Annotated in this window: 14 protein-coding genes and 2 tRNA genes; 4 read left to right on the forward strand and 12 right to left on the reverse strand. The window is 62.7% G+C overall.

Features of this window, described 5'->3' with window-relative positions; all coding sequences use genetic code 11:
• Positions 1-30 precede the first annotated feature (30 nt).
• Positions 31-1,371, reverse strand: a complete 1,341-nt coding sequence (locus CEJ45_RS20975) for an MFS transporter (protein ID WP_088757004.1) — start codon at positions 1,369-1,371, stop codon at positions 31-33.
• A gap of 332 nt (positions 1,372-1,703) precedes the next feature.
• Between CEJ45_RS20975 and CEJ45_RS20980 the strand changes: the two genes are divergently transcribed.
• A complete protein-coding gene (locus CEJ45_RS20980) occupies positions 1,704-2,762 on the forward strand; it encodes a permease (RefSeq protein ID WP_088757005.1) in 1,059 nt (352 codons plus the stop codon).
• A 6-nt stretch (positions 2,763-2,768) separates the two neighbouring features.
• On the opposite strand, the gene mnmH is transcribed toward CEJ45_RS20980, so the two are convergent.
• From mnmH to CEJ45_RS21015, 7 genes are all read right to left on the reverse strand, one after another.
• Positions 2,769-3,860, reverse strand: coding sequence for a tRNA 2-selenouridine(34) synthase MnmH (gene mnmH / locus CEJ45_RS20985; RefSeq protein ID WP_088757006.1), 1,092 nt, complete (start codon positions 3,858-3,860; stop codon positions 2,769-2,771).
• Positions 3,860-4,894, reverse strand: a complete 1,035-nt coding sequence (gene selD / locus CEJ45_RS20990; RefSeq protein WP_088757007.1) for a selenide, water dikinase SelD — start codon at positions 4,892-4,894, stop codon at positions 3,860-3,862. The genes mnmH and selD overlap by 1 nt, the downstream gene beginning before the upstream one ends.
• Positions 4,895-5,044: 150 nt before the next feature.
• On the reverse strand, positions 5,045-5,386 hold the full coding sequence (locus CEJ45_RS20995) for a hypothetical protein (RefSeq protein WP_088757008.1): 342 nt from the start codon (positions 5,384-5,386) through the stop codon (positions 5,045-5,047).
• Complete coding sequence (locus CEJ45_RS21000) at positions 5,373-5,954, reverse strand: nucleotidyltransferase domain-containing protein (RefSeq protein WP_141107035.1); 582 nt, start codon at positions 5,952-5,954, stop codon at positions 5,373-5,375. Before CEJ45_RS21000 ends, CEJ45_RS20995 begins: the two co-directional genes overlap by 14 nt.
• A gap of 113 nt (positions 5,955-6,067) precedes the next feature.
• A tRNA-Asn gene (locus tag CEJ45_RS21005) sits at positions 6,068-6,143 on the reverse strand.
• 180 nt (positions 6,144-6,323) lie between these two features.
• Positions 6,324-6,399: transfer RNA gene (locus CEJ45_RS21010), tRNA-Asn, on the reverse strand.
• A gap of 128 nt (positions 6,400-6,527) precedes the next feature.
• A complete protein-coding gene (locus tag CEJ45_RS21015; protein WP_008330389.1) occupies positions 6,528-7,745 on the reverse strand; it encodes an amino acid aminotransferase in 1,218 nt (405 codons plus the stop codon).
• A 433-nt stretch (positions 7,746-8,178) separates the two neighbouring features.
• On the opposite strand from CEJ45_RS21015, the gene uvrB reads away from it, so the two are divergent.
• Together uvrB and CEJ45_RS21025 are read left to right on the forward strand one after the other, a co-directional pair.
• Positions 8,179-10,260 (forward strand): excinuclease ABC subunit UvrB, encoded by a 2,082-nt coding sequence (gene uvrB, locus CEJ45_RS21020; RefSeq protein WP_088757009.1) that lies wholly within the window; start codon positions 8,179-8,181, stop codon positions 10,258-10,260.
• A gap of 76 nt (positions 10,261-10,336) precedes the next feature.
• Positions 10,337-11,134, forward strand: a complete 798-nt coding sequence (locus CEJ45_RS21025; RefSeq protein ID WP_088757010.1) for a uracil-DNA glycosylase family protein — start codon at positions 10,337-10,339, stop codon at positions 11,132-11,134.
• A 36-nt stretch (positions 11,135-11,170) separates the two neighbouring features.
• On the opposite strand, the gene CEJ45_RS21030 is transcribed toward CEJ45_RS21025, so the two are convergent.
• Both CEJ45_RS21030 and CEJ45_RS21035 read right to left on the reverse strand, forming a co-directional pair.
• Positions 11,171-13,186: a methyl-accepting chemotaxis protein gene (locus tag CEJ45_RS21030; protein ID WP_088757011.1), complete on the reverse strand. Its 2,016-nt coding sequence runs from the start codon at positions 13,184-13,186 to the stop codon at positions 11,171-11,173.
• Between the two features lie 499 nt (positions 13,187-13,685).
• Positions 13,686-14,021, reverse strand: a complete 336-nt coding sequence (locus tag CEJ45_RS21035; protein ID WP_241517395.1) for a hypothetical protein — start codon at positions 14,019-14,021, stop codon at positions 13,686-13,688.
• 22 nt (positions 14,022-14,043) lie between these two features.
• Between CEJ45_RS21035 and CEJ45_RS21040 the strand changes: the two genes are divergently transcribed.
• Positions 14,044-14,982, forward strand: coding sequence for a LysR substrate-binding domain-containing protein (locus CEJ45_RS21040; protein ID WP_088757013.1), 939 nt, complete (start codon positions 14,044-14,046; stop codon positions 14,980-14,982).
• Between the two features lie 45 nt (positions 14,983-15,027).
• Here the strand turns inward: CEJ45_RS21040 and CEJ45_RS21045 are convergent, their stop codons facing one another.
• On the reverse strand, positions 15,028-15,345 hold the full coding sequence (locus tag CEJ45_RS21045) for a putative quinol monooxygenase (RefSeq protein ID WP_039784852.1): 318 nt from the start codon (positions 15,343-15,345) through the stop codon (positions 15,028-15,030).
• Between the two features lie 80 nt (positions 15,346-15,425).
• Positions 15,426-16,358 carry a metal ABC transporter substrate-binding protein gene (locus CEJ45_RS21050; protein WP_088757014.1) on the reverse strand — a complete coding sequence of 311 codons (933 nt, stop codon included), beginning with the start codon at positions 16,356-16,358 and terminating at the stop codon, positions 15,426-15,428.
• Positions 16,359-16,365 lie beyond the last annotated feature (7 nt).

The raw sequence follows: 16,365 nt of genomic DNA on the forward strand, positions 1-16,365 counted from the left end.
CACTGCAACAGCGGCCGCCGGCAAAACGGATCAGGCGTCCTTGAGTTCGACGCGCTTGATTTCCTTGACGATGACAAGATAGCTGATCACGGTCACCAGCGCATTGATGCCCACGAAGACCAGGGCACCGGAGAAGGAACCGGTTTCCTTGACGATGTAGCCGATCACGATGGGAGTGGTGATACCGGCCACATTGCCGAACATGTTGAAGAGACCACCGGAGAGGCCCACGATCTGCTTGGGCGCGGTATCGGCCACCACCGCCCAGCCCAGCGCGCCCACGCCCTTGCCGAAGAAGGCCAGCGCCATGATGCCCACGACCATCCACTGCGCGTCGACGTAATTGCACAGGATCATAGTCATCGACAGCAGCATGCCGCCCACGATGGGGATCTTGCGCGACCAGGTGACCGACATGCCGCTCTTGATGAGACGGTCCGAGATCAGGCCGCCGACCACGCCTCCGATGAAACCGCACACCGCCGGGATCGAGGCCACGAAACCGGCCTTGAGAATGGACATGCCACGCTCCTGCACCAGGTACACCGGGAACCAGGTCAGGAAGAAATAGGTGATCACGTTGATGCAGTACTGGCCGATGTAGACGCCCAGCAGCATGCGGTTGGACAGCAGCTGGCGGATGTAGCCTTTGCCCTTGGTGGAAGGTGCGGCGACCTTCTTGTTGTCCATGTCGACCAGGCCGCCCCCGGATTCGATGTGCTGCAGTTCAGCCGCGTTGATGCGCGGATGATCCTTGGGGCTGTAGATGATCTTGCCCCAGACCATGGCCAGAAGGATGCCGACCACGCCCATGACGGTAAACACATGGTGCCAGCTGTAGGTATGCACGATCCAGGCCATCAGCGGCGTGAAGATCACGGCGGCGAAATACTGCGCCGAATTGAAGATGGCCGAGGCCGTGCCGCGTTCCTTGGTCGGGAACCAGGCCGCAACGATGCGGCCATTGGCCGGGAAGGACGGCGCTTCAGCCAGGCCCACCATGAAGCGCAGCAGGAACAGCGCGATCACGGCTGCGCCCGTGCTCATCCAGGTCACACCGGCCTGCAGGAAAGTGAAGAAAGACCACAGGGCAATGCTCCACATGTAGATCTTCTTGGAGCCGAAGCGATCCAGCAGCCAGCCACCCGGCAGCTGCGCCAGCACATAGGCCCAGCTGAAGGCCGAGAAGATGTAGCCCATGGTGACCGGATCCAGCGACAGCTCGGTCTTCATGGCCGAACCGGCGATGGACAGCGTGGCACGGTCAGCGTAGTTGACGGTGGTGACGACGAACAGCAGGAACAGGATCAGGTAGCGGATATGGGTCGGCTTGCCGGCCGCCGCGCCGCTGGGGGTGTTGCTTTGCGCCAATTGGTTTCTCCAGGTCTCTCGCCATCCGCTCCGCCAGCCTGCCCCGGAAGCGCCGCCGCAGGAACGCGGACGGAGTGGCGTCGGGACTTGCCGGAGGTGTCTCTTGGCGTATTGTTGTGTGTTGAGGTGATTGTTATAAGACGTCATACAACAGCAAGCGCAGTATAACAGGACGCGAAGCGGACGCAAGCGGTGAATGTGAAGGAATCTGCACTTCAGGCTGGTTCCGGCGCGGCCAGGTTGTCTGACATGTCCCTCTGGCGCACTGACGAAGTGGCGCGCCGCAGGTATGATGCGCGCACTCTCCTACTCCGTGACCACCCGATATCCCCATGACATTCTCTTCCTCCGCCTCGCGCGGCTCTTCTGCCTGGCTCAAGCCGCTGCTGTTCGTCCTGGTGGCGGCCATCGGCCTCTACTATGTGAAGTGGTCGCCCTACTACCTGAAATCCTTCGTGGCCGCCGACAAGCACAGCATTGGCGGCTCCATCCTGGCCAATGCACCCACCGCGCCCTGGTCGGCTGCGCTGGAATATGCCACGGTCTACTTCCTGGCCATCTGGAAAGCCGCCGTGCTGGGCGTGCTGCTCGGCTCGCTGGTGCAGGTGCTGGTGCCGCGCGACTGGCTGCTGCGGGTATTCGGCCGCGCCGGCCTCGGCTCGACCCTGCGCGGCGGCCTGTTCGCCTTGCCGGGCATGATGTGCAGTTGCTGCGCCGCGCCGGTGGTGGCGGGCATGCGCCGCCAGCAAGTGTCGGTCGGGGCCGCCCTGGCCTTCTGGATCGCCAACCCGGTACTCAATCCGGCCACGCTGGTGTTCATGGGCTTCGTGCTGGGATGGGATTTTGCCGTGCTGCGTTTGCTGGCGGGCGTGCTGCTGGTCGTCGGCGTCTCACTGATCGCACAACGTGTGGCACAGACGGAAACCCTGCCACAGGCTGCTTTGGACGCAGTGGCTGCCGCCGAATATGAACCGATGGACGATGGCCGACATTTCCTGGTGCGCTGGGGCAGCAAGCTGTGGCAACTGTTCTGGACCACGGCACCGGTCTATATCGTGGTGGTGCTGGCACTGGGTGCGGCACGTGTGTGGCTGTTCCCGCAGGTCGATGCCAGCATGGGCAACAGCCTGCTGTGGATCGTGGCCCTGGCGGTGGTGGGGACGCTCTTCGTGATCCCGACGGCGGCCGAGATCCCCATCGTGCAATCCATGCTCTCGCTGGGCATGGGCGTGGGTCCGGCCGTGGCGTTGCTGATGACCCTGCCCAGCATCAGCTTGCCTTCGTTGCTGATGCTGCGCACATCCTTCACACCGCGCGTGCTCATGACCGTCACGCTGCTGACCATGCTAGTCGGGGCGGTCAGCGGGCTGGTGGCGGTGGTGTTGCTGTAAATTGATTCAGGGCCGGTACTGTCGCAGGAAGCTGACCACCTCGGTCTGCTGCCCTGCGAACAGCAGGCGGGAGCGCTTGGACTCCCGCTGGAAGGCATAGATGGGATCGTAGTATTCCGCCAGCAAGGCATCGATCCAGGCACGGTGCAAGTCGACCACGCCGTCTTTCTCCTGGCGCGCCAGCGCCGTTTCCATCATCTGCAGCAGGCGGCGGTAGCGCTGGTCGCCCAGGCGCTTGACCAGCTTGCCCAGGGCAGCCAGCAGATGGGCGCGATACCGCTCAAAACCGTGGCGCGGATCCAGCGCCACGTACTCCTCGCTCAAGCCACTGACGTAATCGCGCAGGATGCGCTCCACGCGCCCTTCCCGGCTGTCTTCCAGCCATACCATGGGCAGGCTCTGCATGCGCTGGTGCAAGGCCAGCGGCAAGGCGCAGGCACCGATGAGGCGGCTCTCGTCTTCCAGCGCAAACCATTGATGGCCTTGCGCCTGCAATTTGATGAGGGCAATGGCCAGGCGGTGCTCGAAGTCGATGGGCGCAGGCTGCGGGCTGGCGCGCTTGCCGAAGCTGGAGCCGCGATGATTGGCGTAGGCTTCCAGGTCCAGCGCGTTGTCGAGCTGCAGCAGCACGTCGGTCTTGCCGCATCCGGTCATGCCGCCCACCACCACGAAAGCGCAGTCGGCCAAGGCCTGGTCGATGGCTTCCATCAAGAAGTGGCGCAGCGCCTTGTAGCCGCCAGCCACGCGGGGATAGGCAATGCCGGCCTCGCTCTTCAACCACTGCTGGGTGATCTGCGAGCGCAGGCCGCCGCGGAAGCAATACAGGCAGCCTTCCGGATGCGCCCGTGCGAACTCGGCCCAGGCCGCAATGCGTTCTTCCTTCACCGATCCGCTGACCAGTTGATGACCCAGTTCGATGGCGGACTGCTGGCCCTGTTCCTTGTAGCGCAGGCCGACCTGATGACGCTCGCTGTCATTCATCAGCGGCAGGTTCACCGCCGTCGGGAACGCCCCCTTGCCGAACTCCACCGGCGCCCGCGCATCCAGCATGGGCGTATCGGCGAGGAAGAGCGCGCGGCTGGGCTGCAGATCGGCCATCAAAGCACCTCGACCGCGTAGCGCTGTCGTTCCACCAGTTCGCCGATGGGCGCCAGTTCCAGTCCGAGGGCGGCGGCGGTGGCGAGGAATTCCGGATTGGCTTCCGGCCGCACCGCCACCAGCAGGCCGCCGCTGGTCTGGGGATCGCAGAGCAGATGCTTCTGCGCTTCGCTGAGCGGACTGATCTTGCTGCCGTAGCTCTCGAAATTGCGTCCGGTACCCCCTGGCACGCAGCCTTCGGCCAGGTAATAAGGCACGCCCGGCAGGCTGGGCACCAGCGCGTGCTGGACCCGTGCACTCACGCCGCTGCCTTCGCACATTTCCACCAGATGGCCCAGCAGGCCGAAGCCGGTCACATCCGTCATCGCAGTCACGCCCGCCAGCTTGCCGAAGCGGCTGCCGGGCTGGTTGAGCTGGCACATCCAGTCGCGCGCCGTGCCAACATCTTCAGGGCGCAGCTTGCCCTTCTTTTCTGCGGTGGTGAGGATGCCGATGCCCAGCGGCTTGGTGAGGTACAACAGGCAGCCGGCGCTGGCGGTGTCGTTGCGCTTCATGTGGCGCTTCTCCACCACACCGGTCACGGCCAGGCCGAAGATGGGTTCCGGGGCATCGATGGAATGGCCACCGGCCAGCGGGATGCCAGCCGCATCGCAGGCCGCGCGGCCACCGCGCACCACTTCGCGCGCCACCTCGGGCGGCAGCACGTTGACCGGCCAGCCGAGGATGGCGATGGCCATGAGCGGATCACCGCCCATGGCGTAGATGTCGCTGATGGCATTGGTGGCGGCAATGCGGCCGAAGTCGAAGGGATCATCGACGATGGGCATGAAGAAATCGGTGGTGGAGACCACACCGCGCTCTTCATCGATGGCATAGACGGCCGCATCATCGCGGGAGGCATTGCCGACCCAGAGTTTGGGATCGAGATGCTGGGCGCCGCTGCCGGCCAAGATGACGTCGAGCACCTGCGGCGAAATCTTGCAGCCGCAACCGGCGCCATGGCTGTATTGGGTCAGACGAATGGGGTCGCTCATGGGAAAGTCCTGGCTGGTCGGGGGGATGCCGATTCTAGCAGCGATTGCGGCGCCGGGATGGGCCCATGCCTCTGAATGGGCAGCCAGTCAATCACGACAGGCGTTCCAGCACCTCTGCGCAGCGAATCACTTGCAGGCCGAGATCTTCAGTCACCTCGTCACTGCCCTCGTATCAAAGCCATTGCGAACATCATGCGCCCGTGCGAGCAAGCGCCAGACGTCGGGACCGACCTCCAGCGTGTGAGGCAGGCACTGGAACACCACATAGCGGCTGGCGGGCCGGAAACCCTGGCGCCGCAAGGCGGCCAGCGAGAACGCATACGCCGCGCTGTAGCCGAGGAGGAAACGGCCGGATAATGAAAGTCCTGGTGCCGAGGCATCTTTGAGCCGATCCCGGCCACTTTGGAGATGGGTATCGATTTCGGCCGCCGAAGGAGGCTCCGGCTTCAGTTGCCCCAACCTGAGGAGATTTTCAAGCTCATTGCGCCCCATCCTGTGCTCCGATCAATTCGATTTTCGGACCAGCCATCACGGAAACCAGAAAATGATTCCGTGCCGCGATCTTTTTCCGGAATTCAGCGGGGCGATACACCGTCAGGGAAATCTTCCTGCCCAGTCTTGCCTCCAGCGCCACCAGCTCGGGGTAGAGATCGGCACTGCCAAGGTCATCCGCCAGCACCAGCAAATCAATGTCACTGGCCGCCGTATCCAAACCCTTGGCAACCGACCCATACAAGAAGGCGCGCTCGATGCGTTCCGAAAAAGGCAGCAGCATAGCCTTGATGGTGTCGGCCACGCCAAAGGTCTTGCGAATAATGGCGCTCAGTTCCGAAAAAATTGGAGAGTCCGGATTGGGCTTGTAGAGCAAGACGCGCCCCACCTCTTCCCGCAGCAACAGCCCGGCCTCGGTCAATTTGCCAAGGTCGCGCTGAGCCGATGCAGAACTGATGCCGGTGCGGCTCATCAGTGCGCGCAGGTGCATCCCTTCCGGCCGCAGGAACAGCTGGCCGAGAATGGCTTGGATGGATTTGGAGAAAAGGGCGTCACTGAGGGTGCTCATGCGCTCAATTCTAGCTCAATTGCGCTAAATTTGAGCACAAGCAAACAGAGGTGATGCCTGGCAGGGCCAAAAACAAAAAAGCCCCGCAAGAAACTTGCGAGGCTTTCGTATTCTGGCTCCCCGACCTGGACTCGAACCAGGGACCTGCGGATTAACAGTCCGTCGCTCTACCGACTGAGCTATCAGGGATCAATTGAGGGCGCGATTATGAACGATTTTTTTCAGATTTACCAGAGCGGAAAACGAAAATTTTTTACATCGTTCTGCATCGTGGCGGCATAGCCCTGCCGCCCTTCGTGAGAGACCAAAACACCAGCCTCACACTAATTGAAAAGGCCCCGCAATTGCTTGCGAGGCCTTCGCATTCTTTGGCTCCCCGACCTGGACTCGAACCAGGGACCTGCGGATTAACAGTCCGTCGCTCTACCGACTGAGCTATCAGGGAACAGCTGAGAAAAAGATTATGACGCGATTTTTACTTCATGTCAAAACTTTTTTCAGGGAAAGGCGCATTTTTTCATAGGAGAAAACGCCCTGCGCGACCCCATCCGCAGACGGGGCCGTGCATGCCAATTACAGCACCTTGGCGATGGCGTCGACCACCACGTCGATGTTCTTGGTGTTGAGCGCAGCCACGCAGATGCGGCCGGTGTCGACGGCGTAGATCGAGAACTCGTTGCGCAGGCGTTCCACCTGGGCCTTGGTCAGGCCGGAGTAGGAGAACATGCCGCGTTGCTTGATGACGAAATCGAAATCATGACCAGGCGCCTTTTCCTTCAGCTTGGCCACCAGCAGCTGGCGCATTTCGCGGATGCGCACGCGCATCTCGGCCAGTTCGTCTTCCCACAGCTTGCGCAGTTCAGGCGATGCCAGGGCGGTTGCGACCACCTGGCCACCGTGGATCGGCGGGTTGGAGTAGTTGGTACGCACCACGCGCTTCAGTTGGGACAGCACGCGGGCGGCTTCTTCGGCGCTGGCTGCGGCGATGGACAATGCGCCCACGCGTTCGCCATACAGCGAGAAGGACTTGGAGAACGAGTTCGACACGAACAGCGGGCCGCCAGCTTCGGCGAAGCGGCGCACCACCTGGCCGTCTTCGGCGATGCCGTCGCCAAAGCCCTGGTAGGCCATGTCCAGGAAGGGAACCAGGCCGCGCGAGGTCACCACTTCAATGACTTGCGTCCACTGGTCGTCGGTCAGGTCGGCGCCGGTCGGGTTGTGGCAGCAGGCGTGCAGCAGCACGACCGAGCCGGTCTTCATGGTCTTCAAGGCTTCCAGCATGCCGGCGAAGTTCACGCCACGGGTGGCCGGGTCATAGTACGGATAGGCGTTGACCTTGAAGCCGGCCATCTCGAACAGGGCGCGGTGGTTTTCCCAGCTCGGGTCGCTGATCCAGACTTCGGTACCGGCCGGCGAGAAGTGCTTGAGGAAGTCGGCACCCAGCTTCAGCGCGCCAGTGCCGCCCAGGGCTTGCACGGTGATCGCACGCTTCTCGGTCACCACGGCGCTGCCGGCGCCGAAGACCAGCTCCTGCACTGCGCGGTCATAGGTGGCCAGGCCGTCGATGGGCAGGTAGGTACGCGGGGCCAGCTTGGCTGCCAGTTCCGCCTCGGCTTTCTTCACGCATTCCAGCAGGGGGACCTTGCCGTTGTCGTCGTAGTACACGCCCACGCCCAGATTGGTCTTGGCCGGATTCTGGTCGGCGTTGTAGGCTTCGGTCACGCCCAGGATGGGGTCGCGCGGCGCCATTTCGATGGCGGAAAACAGGGAGGCGGAGACAGGTGCGTTCATCGTGATAACATGAAAAGTTAGCTGCAACAAAGCGCTGCAGAAGGAAATGGGTGCACAGGGAGAGATTCGGATGTGCACCTTTTTGCAACACTGCATTCTAACAAATGTGGATGGCCAATCACAGACACAGACAGGCCCAATTGCCTGCTGAATCTGCATGACACCATGTTCTATCGACATAACCCCGATCTGCACCCACCCAGCGCCAGGCAGCCCCACCCAGTGGATGAGCTGGCTGCTGACGCGGCTTTGCGTCCGGTTTTGCCGGCTGGACAGGCGCAGATTGTGTCTTGAACTTCAGCATCCCGACAGCATTTGATGAATATTCACGCCTCCACCTTGCCTGTGTGCAACGCCCCGCTTGCGGGCGTTGCCGGTTCTTCCTGCACCGTGGCGGCTCACCGGAACCCGCGCGACAAAAGCAACCCAGACCATGGCTGAACTGACCCCCATCAATACCGAGCTGGACGAGAGCAAGTTCGTCACCTTCCCCGACTCGCCCTTCAAGCTCTACCAGGTGTTTCCCCCGGCGGGCGACCAGCCGTCAGCCATCGACAAGCTGGTCGAGGGCGTTCACGACGGCCTGTTCTACCAGACCCTGCTGGGCGTGACCGGCTCGGGCAAGACCTACACCATGGCCAACACAATTGCCCGCCTGGGCCGACCGGCCATCGTGTTTGCCCCCAACAAGACACTGGCGGCACAGCTCTACAGCGAGTTCCGCGAGTTCTTCCCGCACAATGCGGTGGAATATTTCGTCAGCTACTACGACTACTACCAGCCCGAAGCCTACGTCCCCCAACGCGACCTGTTCATCGAGAAGGATTCCTCGATCAACGAGCACATCGAGCAGATGCGCCTGTCCTGCACCAAGTCGCTGATGGAACGGCGCGACGTGGTGATCGTGGCGACCGTCTCGGCCATCTACGGTATCGGTAACCCGAATGAATACCACCAGATGATCCTGACCCTGCGCGCCAAGGACAAGGTCTCGCAGCGCGACGTCATCGCCCGCCTGATCCAGATGCAGTACACCCGCAATGAAGTGGACTTCGGGCGCGGCACCTTCCGCGTGCGCGGCGACACCATCGATGTCTTCCCTGCCGAACATGCCGAACTGGCCGTGCGCATCGAGACCTTCGACGACGAGATCGACAGCCTGCAACTGTTCGATCCGCTGACGGGCCGCGTGCGCCAGAAGATCCCGCGCTTCACCATCTATCCCGGATCGCACTACGTGACGCCACGCTCGACCGTGCTGCGCGCCATCGAGACCATCAAGGAAGAACTGGCCGAGCGCCTGGAATTCTTCCGCAAGGAAAACAAGCTCATCGAAGAACAGCGACTGGAACAGCGCACCCGCTTCGACATCGAGATGATGACCGAGATCGGCTTCACCAAAGGCATCGAAAACTATTCGCGCCATCTCTCCGGCGCCAAGCCGGGCGACCCGCCACCGACGCTGGTGGATTACCTGCCCAAGGACGCCATCATGTTCCTGGACGAATCGCACGTGCTGATCGGCCAGTTGAACGGCATGTACAACGGCGACCGTGCGCGCAAGGTGAACCTGGTGGACTATGGTTTCCGGCTGCCCTCGGCGCTGGACAACCGGCCGCTGAAGTTCGACGAATTCGAAAAGAAGATGCGCCAGACCATCTTCGTTTCGGCCACGCCGGCGGACTATGAAAACACCCATGGCGACCAGGTGGTGGAACAGGTGGTGCGCCCGACCGGCCTGGTGGACCCCATCATCGCCGTGCGTCCGGCCACCACGCAGGTGGATGACCTGATGCAGGAGATCCACGACCGCATCGCCAAGGACGAGCGCGTGCTGGTGACTACGCTGACCAAGCGCATGGCCGAGCAGCTGACCGAATTCCTCTCCGACAACGGCATCAAGGTGCGCTACCTGCACAGCGACATCGATACGGTCGAGCGCGTGGAAATCATCCGCGACCTGCGCCTGGGTACCTTCGATGTGGTGGTCGGCATCAACCTGCTGCGCGAGGGCCTGGATATTCCCGAGGTCTCGCTGGTGGCCATCCTGGATGCGGACAAGGAAGGTTTCCTGCGTTCCGAGCGCAGCCTGATCCAGACCATCGGCCGCGCCGCCCGCAACTTGAACGGCATGGCCATCCTCTATGGCGATGTGGTGACCGATTCCATGCACAAGGCCATCGGCGAGACCGAGCGCCGCCGCGCCAAGCAGCTGGCCTTCAATGCCGCCAATGGCATCGTGCCGACCGGTATCAAGAAGGAGATCCGCGAACTCATCGACGGCATCTTCAACCCGGCCCAGGCGCGCACCGAAATGATGGTGGCCGAGGAGAAGCGCAACTACGAATCCATGAGCGAGAAGCAGATCAGCAAGGAAATCAAGCGCCTGGAAAAGCAGATGCAGGAACACGCCAAGAACCTGGAGTTCGAAAAGGCAGCCGCCGCGCGCGACCAGCTGCAGCTGCTCAAGCAGCAGCTCTTCGGCGCATCGGGCAGCGATTCGGCGGTCGCCTGATCCTGCGGGGAGCCCGGCCGGGCGGTATACAATGCCGCCACTTCATTCAACCGGCCGTGCTTCCCCTTCACTTTCCATGTCTTCCGTTGCCCCCCTCCCCGCTGCCCTGCTGGACCTGATCCACACCGCCCATCCCTCCTGGCATGCCGCCCTGCGCGCCGGCCTGCAGGCGATCCAGCAAGCCGATCCCGCTTATCTGCCCACCCTGGCGCAGGACGATTACCTGCCCACCGAAGGACGCCTGTTTGCCGCCTTCATCCAGCCCATGGACGCGGTGCGCTACGTGCTGATCGGCGAGGGCCCCTATCCGCGCGCGGCCAGTGCTACCGGCGTGTGCTTCATGGATGGCGCAGTGGGTTCGCTGTGGTCGGAAAAGGGCTTGTCCAAGCAGGTCAATCGCGCCACCTCGCTGCGCAATTTCATGAAGATGCTGCTGGTGGCCGAGGGCGCGCTGCAGGCGGGCCAGACCAGTGGCGATGCGCTGGCCGGTATCGCGGCGCAGGCCCAGGCGGATGTGGAAGGCAGCATCCAGACCCTGGCCGACCTGCAGGACAACCTGACTGCGCAAGGCTTCCTGCTACTGAATGCCAGCCTGGTGTTCCGCAGCCATGTGGCACCGGTCAAGGATGCCAAGGGCTGGAAACCCTTCTTTGAAACGGTATTGCGCGCCTTGGCCGAGCATGGCCAGGCACAGGACAAGTCCCTGCCCACGCTGGTGCTGTGGGGGAAGATCGCCGAGCAGCTGAGCGGCCTGCCGCTGGTGGCGCAATTCCCGCGCGCGGTGGCCGAGCATCCCTACAATCTCAGCTTCATCGAGCACAGCGGCATGCAGCAATTGTTTGCACCCATGCAGCTGCTCAAGAAGCGGGCCTGAGGCGGCCCGCTTCGTTTTCCTCGCTCAGAACATTGCTCAGAACTCTTCCCAGTCGTCGCCACCGCTGCCCTTGGGCGGCGCCTTCGGGGCGGCTTTGGGCGCGGCAGGCGCAGCCGCTTCGGCCGGTAGCGCCGGCTTGCTGGCGGGCTTGGCCTTCAGCGGCGCCGGCTTGGGCGTGATGTTGACCGGTGCCGGACGCGCTGCTGCAGCCGGCGGCGGGGCCGCATGATGAACCGGCGGCGGCGTGATCGGTGCGGCTCCGCCGCTTTCATCGAGCTTGAAGCCCGCCACCACCGCGGCCAGATGAGCTGCTTGCTCCTGCAGGGATTTGGCCGCGGCGGCCGCCTCTTCCACCAGCGCGGCGTTCTGCTGGGTCGCCTCATCCATCAGGGTCACGGCATTGCCGACTTCGGTGATGCCTGCGCTTTGCTCCTGGCTGGCTGAACTGATCTCACCCACGATGTCAGTCACGCGGCGCACGCTGGAGACCACTTCATCCATGGTCGAACCGGCCTGGGCCACCAGTTGGCTGCCCGCTTCCACCTTCTGTACCGAATCATCGATCAACTGCTTGATCTCCTTGGCGGCCGTGGCCGAACGCTGCGCCAGGGAACGCACTTCGGAGGCCACCACCGCAAACCCGCGTCCCTGCTCACCGGCTCGCGCCGCTTCCACCGCGGCGTTCAAGGCCAGGATATTGGTCTGGAAGGCGATGCCATCGATGACGCTGATGATGTCGACGATCTTGCGGGAAGACTCATTGATGGAGCTCATGGTGCTGACCACCTGGCCCACCACGGTACCGCCATGCACCGCCACATCCGAGGCCGACACCGCCAGCTGGTTGGCCTGGCGTGCATTGTCGGCGTTTTGCTTCACGGTGGAGGTGAGTTCTTCCATCGCCGATGCGGTTTCTTCCAGCGAACCGGCCTGCTGTTCGGTGCGTGCGGACAGGTCCATGTTGCCGCTGGCGATCTCGCTGGAAGAAACTTTCACGGACTCGCTGGCGCGCCGGATATCGAGCAAGGTGCGCGAGATCTTGTCGGCAAAGTGATTGAAGGCGCGCGATATCTGCGCCAGTTCATCCTTGCCGCTGGTGTCGAGCCGGCGCGTCAGGTCGCCGTCGCCCGAGGCGATTTCTTCCATGGCATTGCGCACCACGCCCAGGCGGCGCAGCAGGCGCGTGATGGTGAAGCTCAGCAGCAATGCCGCCGCGACGATGGCCACCACGGCCAGGATCACCGCCAGCGCCATGAGCGCACCCACCGCATGCGTGGCCTCCCGATAATCCAGCGCCACCACCAGCGACCAGTCGGTGTTGTCGATGGGTTGCGTAAAGAGCAGATAGGGGACGCCGCCGATGGTCGCGCTGCCGCCCTGCTTCATCCCGGCCAGCGTGGCGGCGGAGAGATTCTGGTCCAGCGCCGACACCGGCTTCAAGGCCAGCTCCTTGTTGGGATGGGTGATGATGAGGCCATCCCTGCCGACGATGAAGGCAAAGCTGGATGGCGTGGGCTTGATGCCGGCCACGGTGCGCACCACGTTGTCCAGCTGCACATCCGAACCCAGCACAGCCTGCAGGGTCCCCTTGTCGCTGACCGGCTCGGCGAAGGTCACCACCAGCTTGCCGGTGGTGGCGTCCACATAGGGGGCGGTGAGCACGGGCTTGCCGGCATCGACCGCCTGCTTGTACCAGGGCCGTGCGGTCGGATCGTAACCGGCCGGCATCGGGTGCAGGGCCAGCATGCGTTTGTCGGGATAGCCGATGTAGGCGTCGTCGAAGGAACCGGCCTCCTGGGCCGCCGCCACGATGGGCAGGACATCGCTTTGCTTCAAGGCCTGCTTCATGGCGCCGGTGATGATGCGCTTGCTGCGCACCCACTCGGTGATGTTGGCAGCGTAGCTTTCGGTGAGCTGGCGGGTCTGAGTGGAGATGCCCTCCAGCGTATCGCTGCGGACGGTGTAGATGTTGGCGCCACTGAGAACGATCATGGCTACCGCCACGATCAGTACGCATATGACGATCAGCCGGGCACGAAGTGAAGACAACATGGCGAACTCCCCTGTAAGAAGCAAAGACGCGAAACCTGCACGAACGGCAACATGTTTTATTTCCCCGACAACAAATATAGCAGCGCTGCACTACCGTGCGATGTCATTTTTGTTAAGAGGATCAAGAGGAAACTGTCCAGGGAGGCAAGCCGGCATGGCTTTTCAGACATTGCGCCCGTAAACGGCAAATCCCCGCAACAGCGGGGATGGAGGTGTTCAACGCAGCGTGCGCCTGGCCATGTTGGGGGCGCTGTCGGCCATGAGGCCGCCGTTGCGGGTGATACGGGTAATACAGGTATTGCGGGGCGTGACGGGTCAAGCGGGTGATGCGTCGGGCAGGGTCTGCCTCTGTGGGCGACTGCTGGCTGCCTACTGCGGCCCCGAACACGCGGAGCCGGTCTCTTCATCATCGTTCTTCAGGCGCATCGGGCCTGGTCCTGCCGGGTATTGCGGTACTTCAGTGCTGCGGGTGCTGCCATCAAGCTGGCCGCATCGGCATTCAGATCTGCGATTGCAGCTTCCAGACAGCGTGCAGGTGGCTGTGGTCCAGCTGGCGCAGGCGCACTTCCATTTCGAAATGGTCGGTCACGCCTTCGAAGTAGGCAGCATCATGCAGGTCGGTGGCATCGTTGCGCACGGGCTTCAAGGCGTGGGCGGCGATGACTTGCTGGACAGCAAACTTTGCCAACTCGACCAAGGAGCGCAAATTGTTAGAAAAACCGGCATCTTTTGCAAATATACTGACGTTGTTCACGATGAATTCCTTCTGTTTGACGTTTGGGTGATTGAAGAATAAGGTCGCCCCTGCCTTTTGCAAAGCAACATTTTCCGTCACCTCTATAAGTTTTTCTTACAGCATGTCTTCATCCTTACCCTCGCTCAAGGCCCTCAAGGTGTTCGAAGCGGCAGTCCGGACGCGGAGTCTGACGCTGGCAGCCCATGAACTTTTCATCACCCATAGTGCGGTCAGTCAGCAGATCAAAACGCTGGAGGAGTATTTCGAACAACCGTTGTTTTTACGCCAGTCGCGTGGCGTGGAACCCACAGAAGCGGCCCTGGCCTTCTATGCCGAGGTCAAGGCCAGCCTGGATCGCATTGCCCTGGCGGCCGAACAGCTGTCCCTGGCCGGCAAGAGCCGCGTGGTGCGCCTCATTGCCGCCCCCTCGGTGGCAATGCGCTGGCTGATTCCGCGCCTTTCGCAGTTCCAGATCGACAACCCCCGTATCGAGGTGCGGGTCACCACCACCATGTCGGAGTATTTCGAGGATGTGAAGGATCCTTTCGACGTCATCATCTGGCGCAGCCCGCTGGAGCGCAGCGGCTATGACTGCGTGCGCTTCCTGGATGACGTGTCGGTACCGCTGGCTTCGCCGCACTTCCTGGAGACGCACCCGATCCGGGTGCCGCGCGATTTCGTGGAGGTGCCGCTGATCCACCTTTCCAGCCGTTCAGCGGCATGGTCGCAGTGGCTGGGCAAGGCCGGGGTGGCGGTGCGGCGCAAGATGCCGGGGACGGTCTATGAACATTCCTTCCTGAGCCTGCAAGCGGCGGCCACTGACCAGGGGGTGGGCATGGGCACGCTGGCGCTGGTCGATGACGATCTGGCCGCAGGCCGGCTGGTGCGGCTGTTTCCGGAGGTCGTGCTGCACGGGGAGGGTTACCACATGCTCTATCGCAGCAGCGCCGACACCAATCCGGCACTGAAGACCTTCATCACGTGGTTGAAGCAGATGGGCCAGGCATCTTCATTCGATCCGCAACAGACCTGGCCGGCGGATTTTCCTGGCGAATATTGAGGGAGTCCGTCCCCGCGCCGGGCACGGGGACGACAGCGGCGAGGATCAGTCCGCAGACTTGAGCACATGCACCTTGCGGTCCGCGATCAAATCCTTGGACTTCTCGCGGTAGTCGGTCATGTGCGGCAGGGTGAAGTGCAGTTTCAGCGCTTCTTCGTCCTTCCACTTCTCGACGAAGGCGAAGGTATCCGGCCCCAGGGGGGCCTGGTTCGGGCCGAAGCCATCCACATCCACCACCAGTCCATACTCGATGCAGCCTTCCTCGGCGCGCACGGCAGCCAGGTTGGCGCGCGCGATGGCCAGCAGCGCTTCGCGCTGGCCGGGCTTGGCGGTGATGATGGCGACGACGGTAACGGTGCTCATGCGGGAATTCTCCTATGCAAGGTGACAGGCACCGCCAGGGCGACGGTGCGGGGCCACCAGCATACGCGATTTGTCCGCCCTCAGTTCAGACGGATCTTTTCCAGCAATTGCGTGATGTTGTAGCGCATCAGCGAGAGGTAGTCCGCAGCCGGGCCGTCCGCCTTGGACAGCGCATCGGCATACAGCTTGCCGCCTGCTGCCGTGCCGGATTCGCGGGCGATCTGCTGCAGCAGCTTGGGGTTGCTCATGTTCTCGAAGAACAGGGCCTTGATCTTCTCGCTGCGGATCTGGCGAATCAGCGCAGCCACATCACGGGCACTGGGTTCGCTATCGGTCGACACACCCTGCGCGGCCAGGAAGCGCACCTTGTAGCGGGCACCGAAGTATTCGAAGGCGTCATGCGAGGTGATGACCTTGCGCTTGGCATCCGGGATCTGGCTGAACTGGCGTGCAGCCCAGGCGTCCAGGTCCTGCAGCTTGGCGACATAGGCCTCGCCATTCTTGCGGTAGACCTCGGCACCGGCCGGGTCCAGCTTGGCCAGGGCGGTGACGATGTTGCGGGTGTAGACGATCACGTTCTGCGGGTCCTGCCAGGCGTGCGGATCGTCCTTGCCGTGATGTTCATGTCCTGCACCGTGGGCGTGATCGTCCTCGTCTTCACCCACGCGCTCGCGCGCCTTGATGCCGGCCGAGGCCACCACGATGGGACCGCGGTAATTGGCCGACTGTGCCAGGCGCTCCATCCAGCCTTCGAAACCGAGGCCATTGACCACGATCAGCTTGGCACGCGAGACGGCCTTGATGTCATCCGGGGCCGGCTGGAAAACGTGCGCATCTTCATCTGGGCCGACCAGGGTGGAGACGGCGATGCGCTCGCCGCCGACATTGGCGACGACATCGCCCAGGATGCTGAAGCTGGCCAGCACGGGAATGCGCTCGGCAGCGGACGCCGGCAGGCTCGCCGCCACGGCCAGGGCCGCCAGCAGCGCAGAGAGGGGACGAAACAGTTTCATGGACACT

It is taken from the genome of Herbaspirillum aquaticum (assembly GCF_002213425.1).
In the GTDB taxonomy this organism is placed as follows: Bacteria; Pseudomonadota; Gammaproteobacteria; order Burkholderiales; family Burkholderiaceae_D; genus Herbaspirillum; species Herbaspirillum aquaticum.

Bases quoted from the DNA above. Each gene is read 5' to 3' on its own strand.
- CEJ45_RS20995 (WP_088757008.1), bottom strand. From the start codon at position 5,386: ATGGGGCGCAATGAGCTTGAAAATCTCCTCAGGTTGGGGCAACTGAAG.
- CEJ45_RS21040 (WP_088757013.1), top strand. From the start codon at position 14,044: ATGTCTTCATCCTTACCCTCGCTCAAGGCCCTCAAGGTGTTCGAAGCG.
- CEJ45_RS21000 (WP_141107035.1), bottom strand. From the start codon at position 5,954: ATGAGCACCCTCAGTGACGCCCTTTTCTCCAAATCCATCCAAGCCATT.
- uvrB (WP_088757009.1), top strand. From the start codon at position 8,179: ATGGCTGAACTGACCCCCATCAATACCGAGCTGGACGAGAGCAAGTTC.
- CEJ45_RS21015 (WP_008330389.1), bottom strand. From the start codon at position 7,745: ATGAACGCACCTGTCTCCGCCTCCCTGTTTTCCGCCATCGAAATGGCG.
- mnmH (WP_088757006.1), bottom strand. From the start codon at position 3,860: ATGGCCGATCTGCAGCCCAGCCGCGCGCTCTTCCTCGCCGATACGCCC.
- selD (WP_088757007.1), bottom strand. From the start codon at position 4,894: ATGAGCGACCCCATTCGTCTGACCCAATACAGCCATGGCGCCGGTTGC.
- CEJ45_RS21030 (WP_088757011.1), bottom strand. From the start codon at position 13,186: ATGTTGTCTTCACTTCGTGCCCGGCTGATCGTCATATGCGTACTGATC.
- CEJ45_RS21045 (WP_039784852.1), bottom strand. From the start codon at position 15,345: ATGAGCACCGTTACCGTCGTCGCCATCATCACCGCCAAGCCCGGCCAG.
- CEJ45_RS20980 (WP_088757005.1), top strand. From the start codon at position 1,704: ATGACATTCTCTTCCTCCGCCTCGCGCGGCTCTTCTGCCTGGCTCAAG.
- CEJ45_RS21025 (WP_088757010.1), top strand. From the start codon at position 10,337: ATGTCTTCCGTTGCCCCCCTCCCCGCTGCCCTGCTGGACCTGATCCAC.
- CEJ45_RS21050 (WP_088757014.1), bottom strand. From the start codon at position 16,358: ATGAAACTGTTTCGTCCCCTCTCTGCGCTGCTGGCGGCCCTGGCCGTG.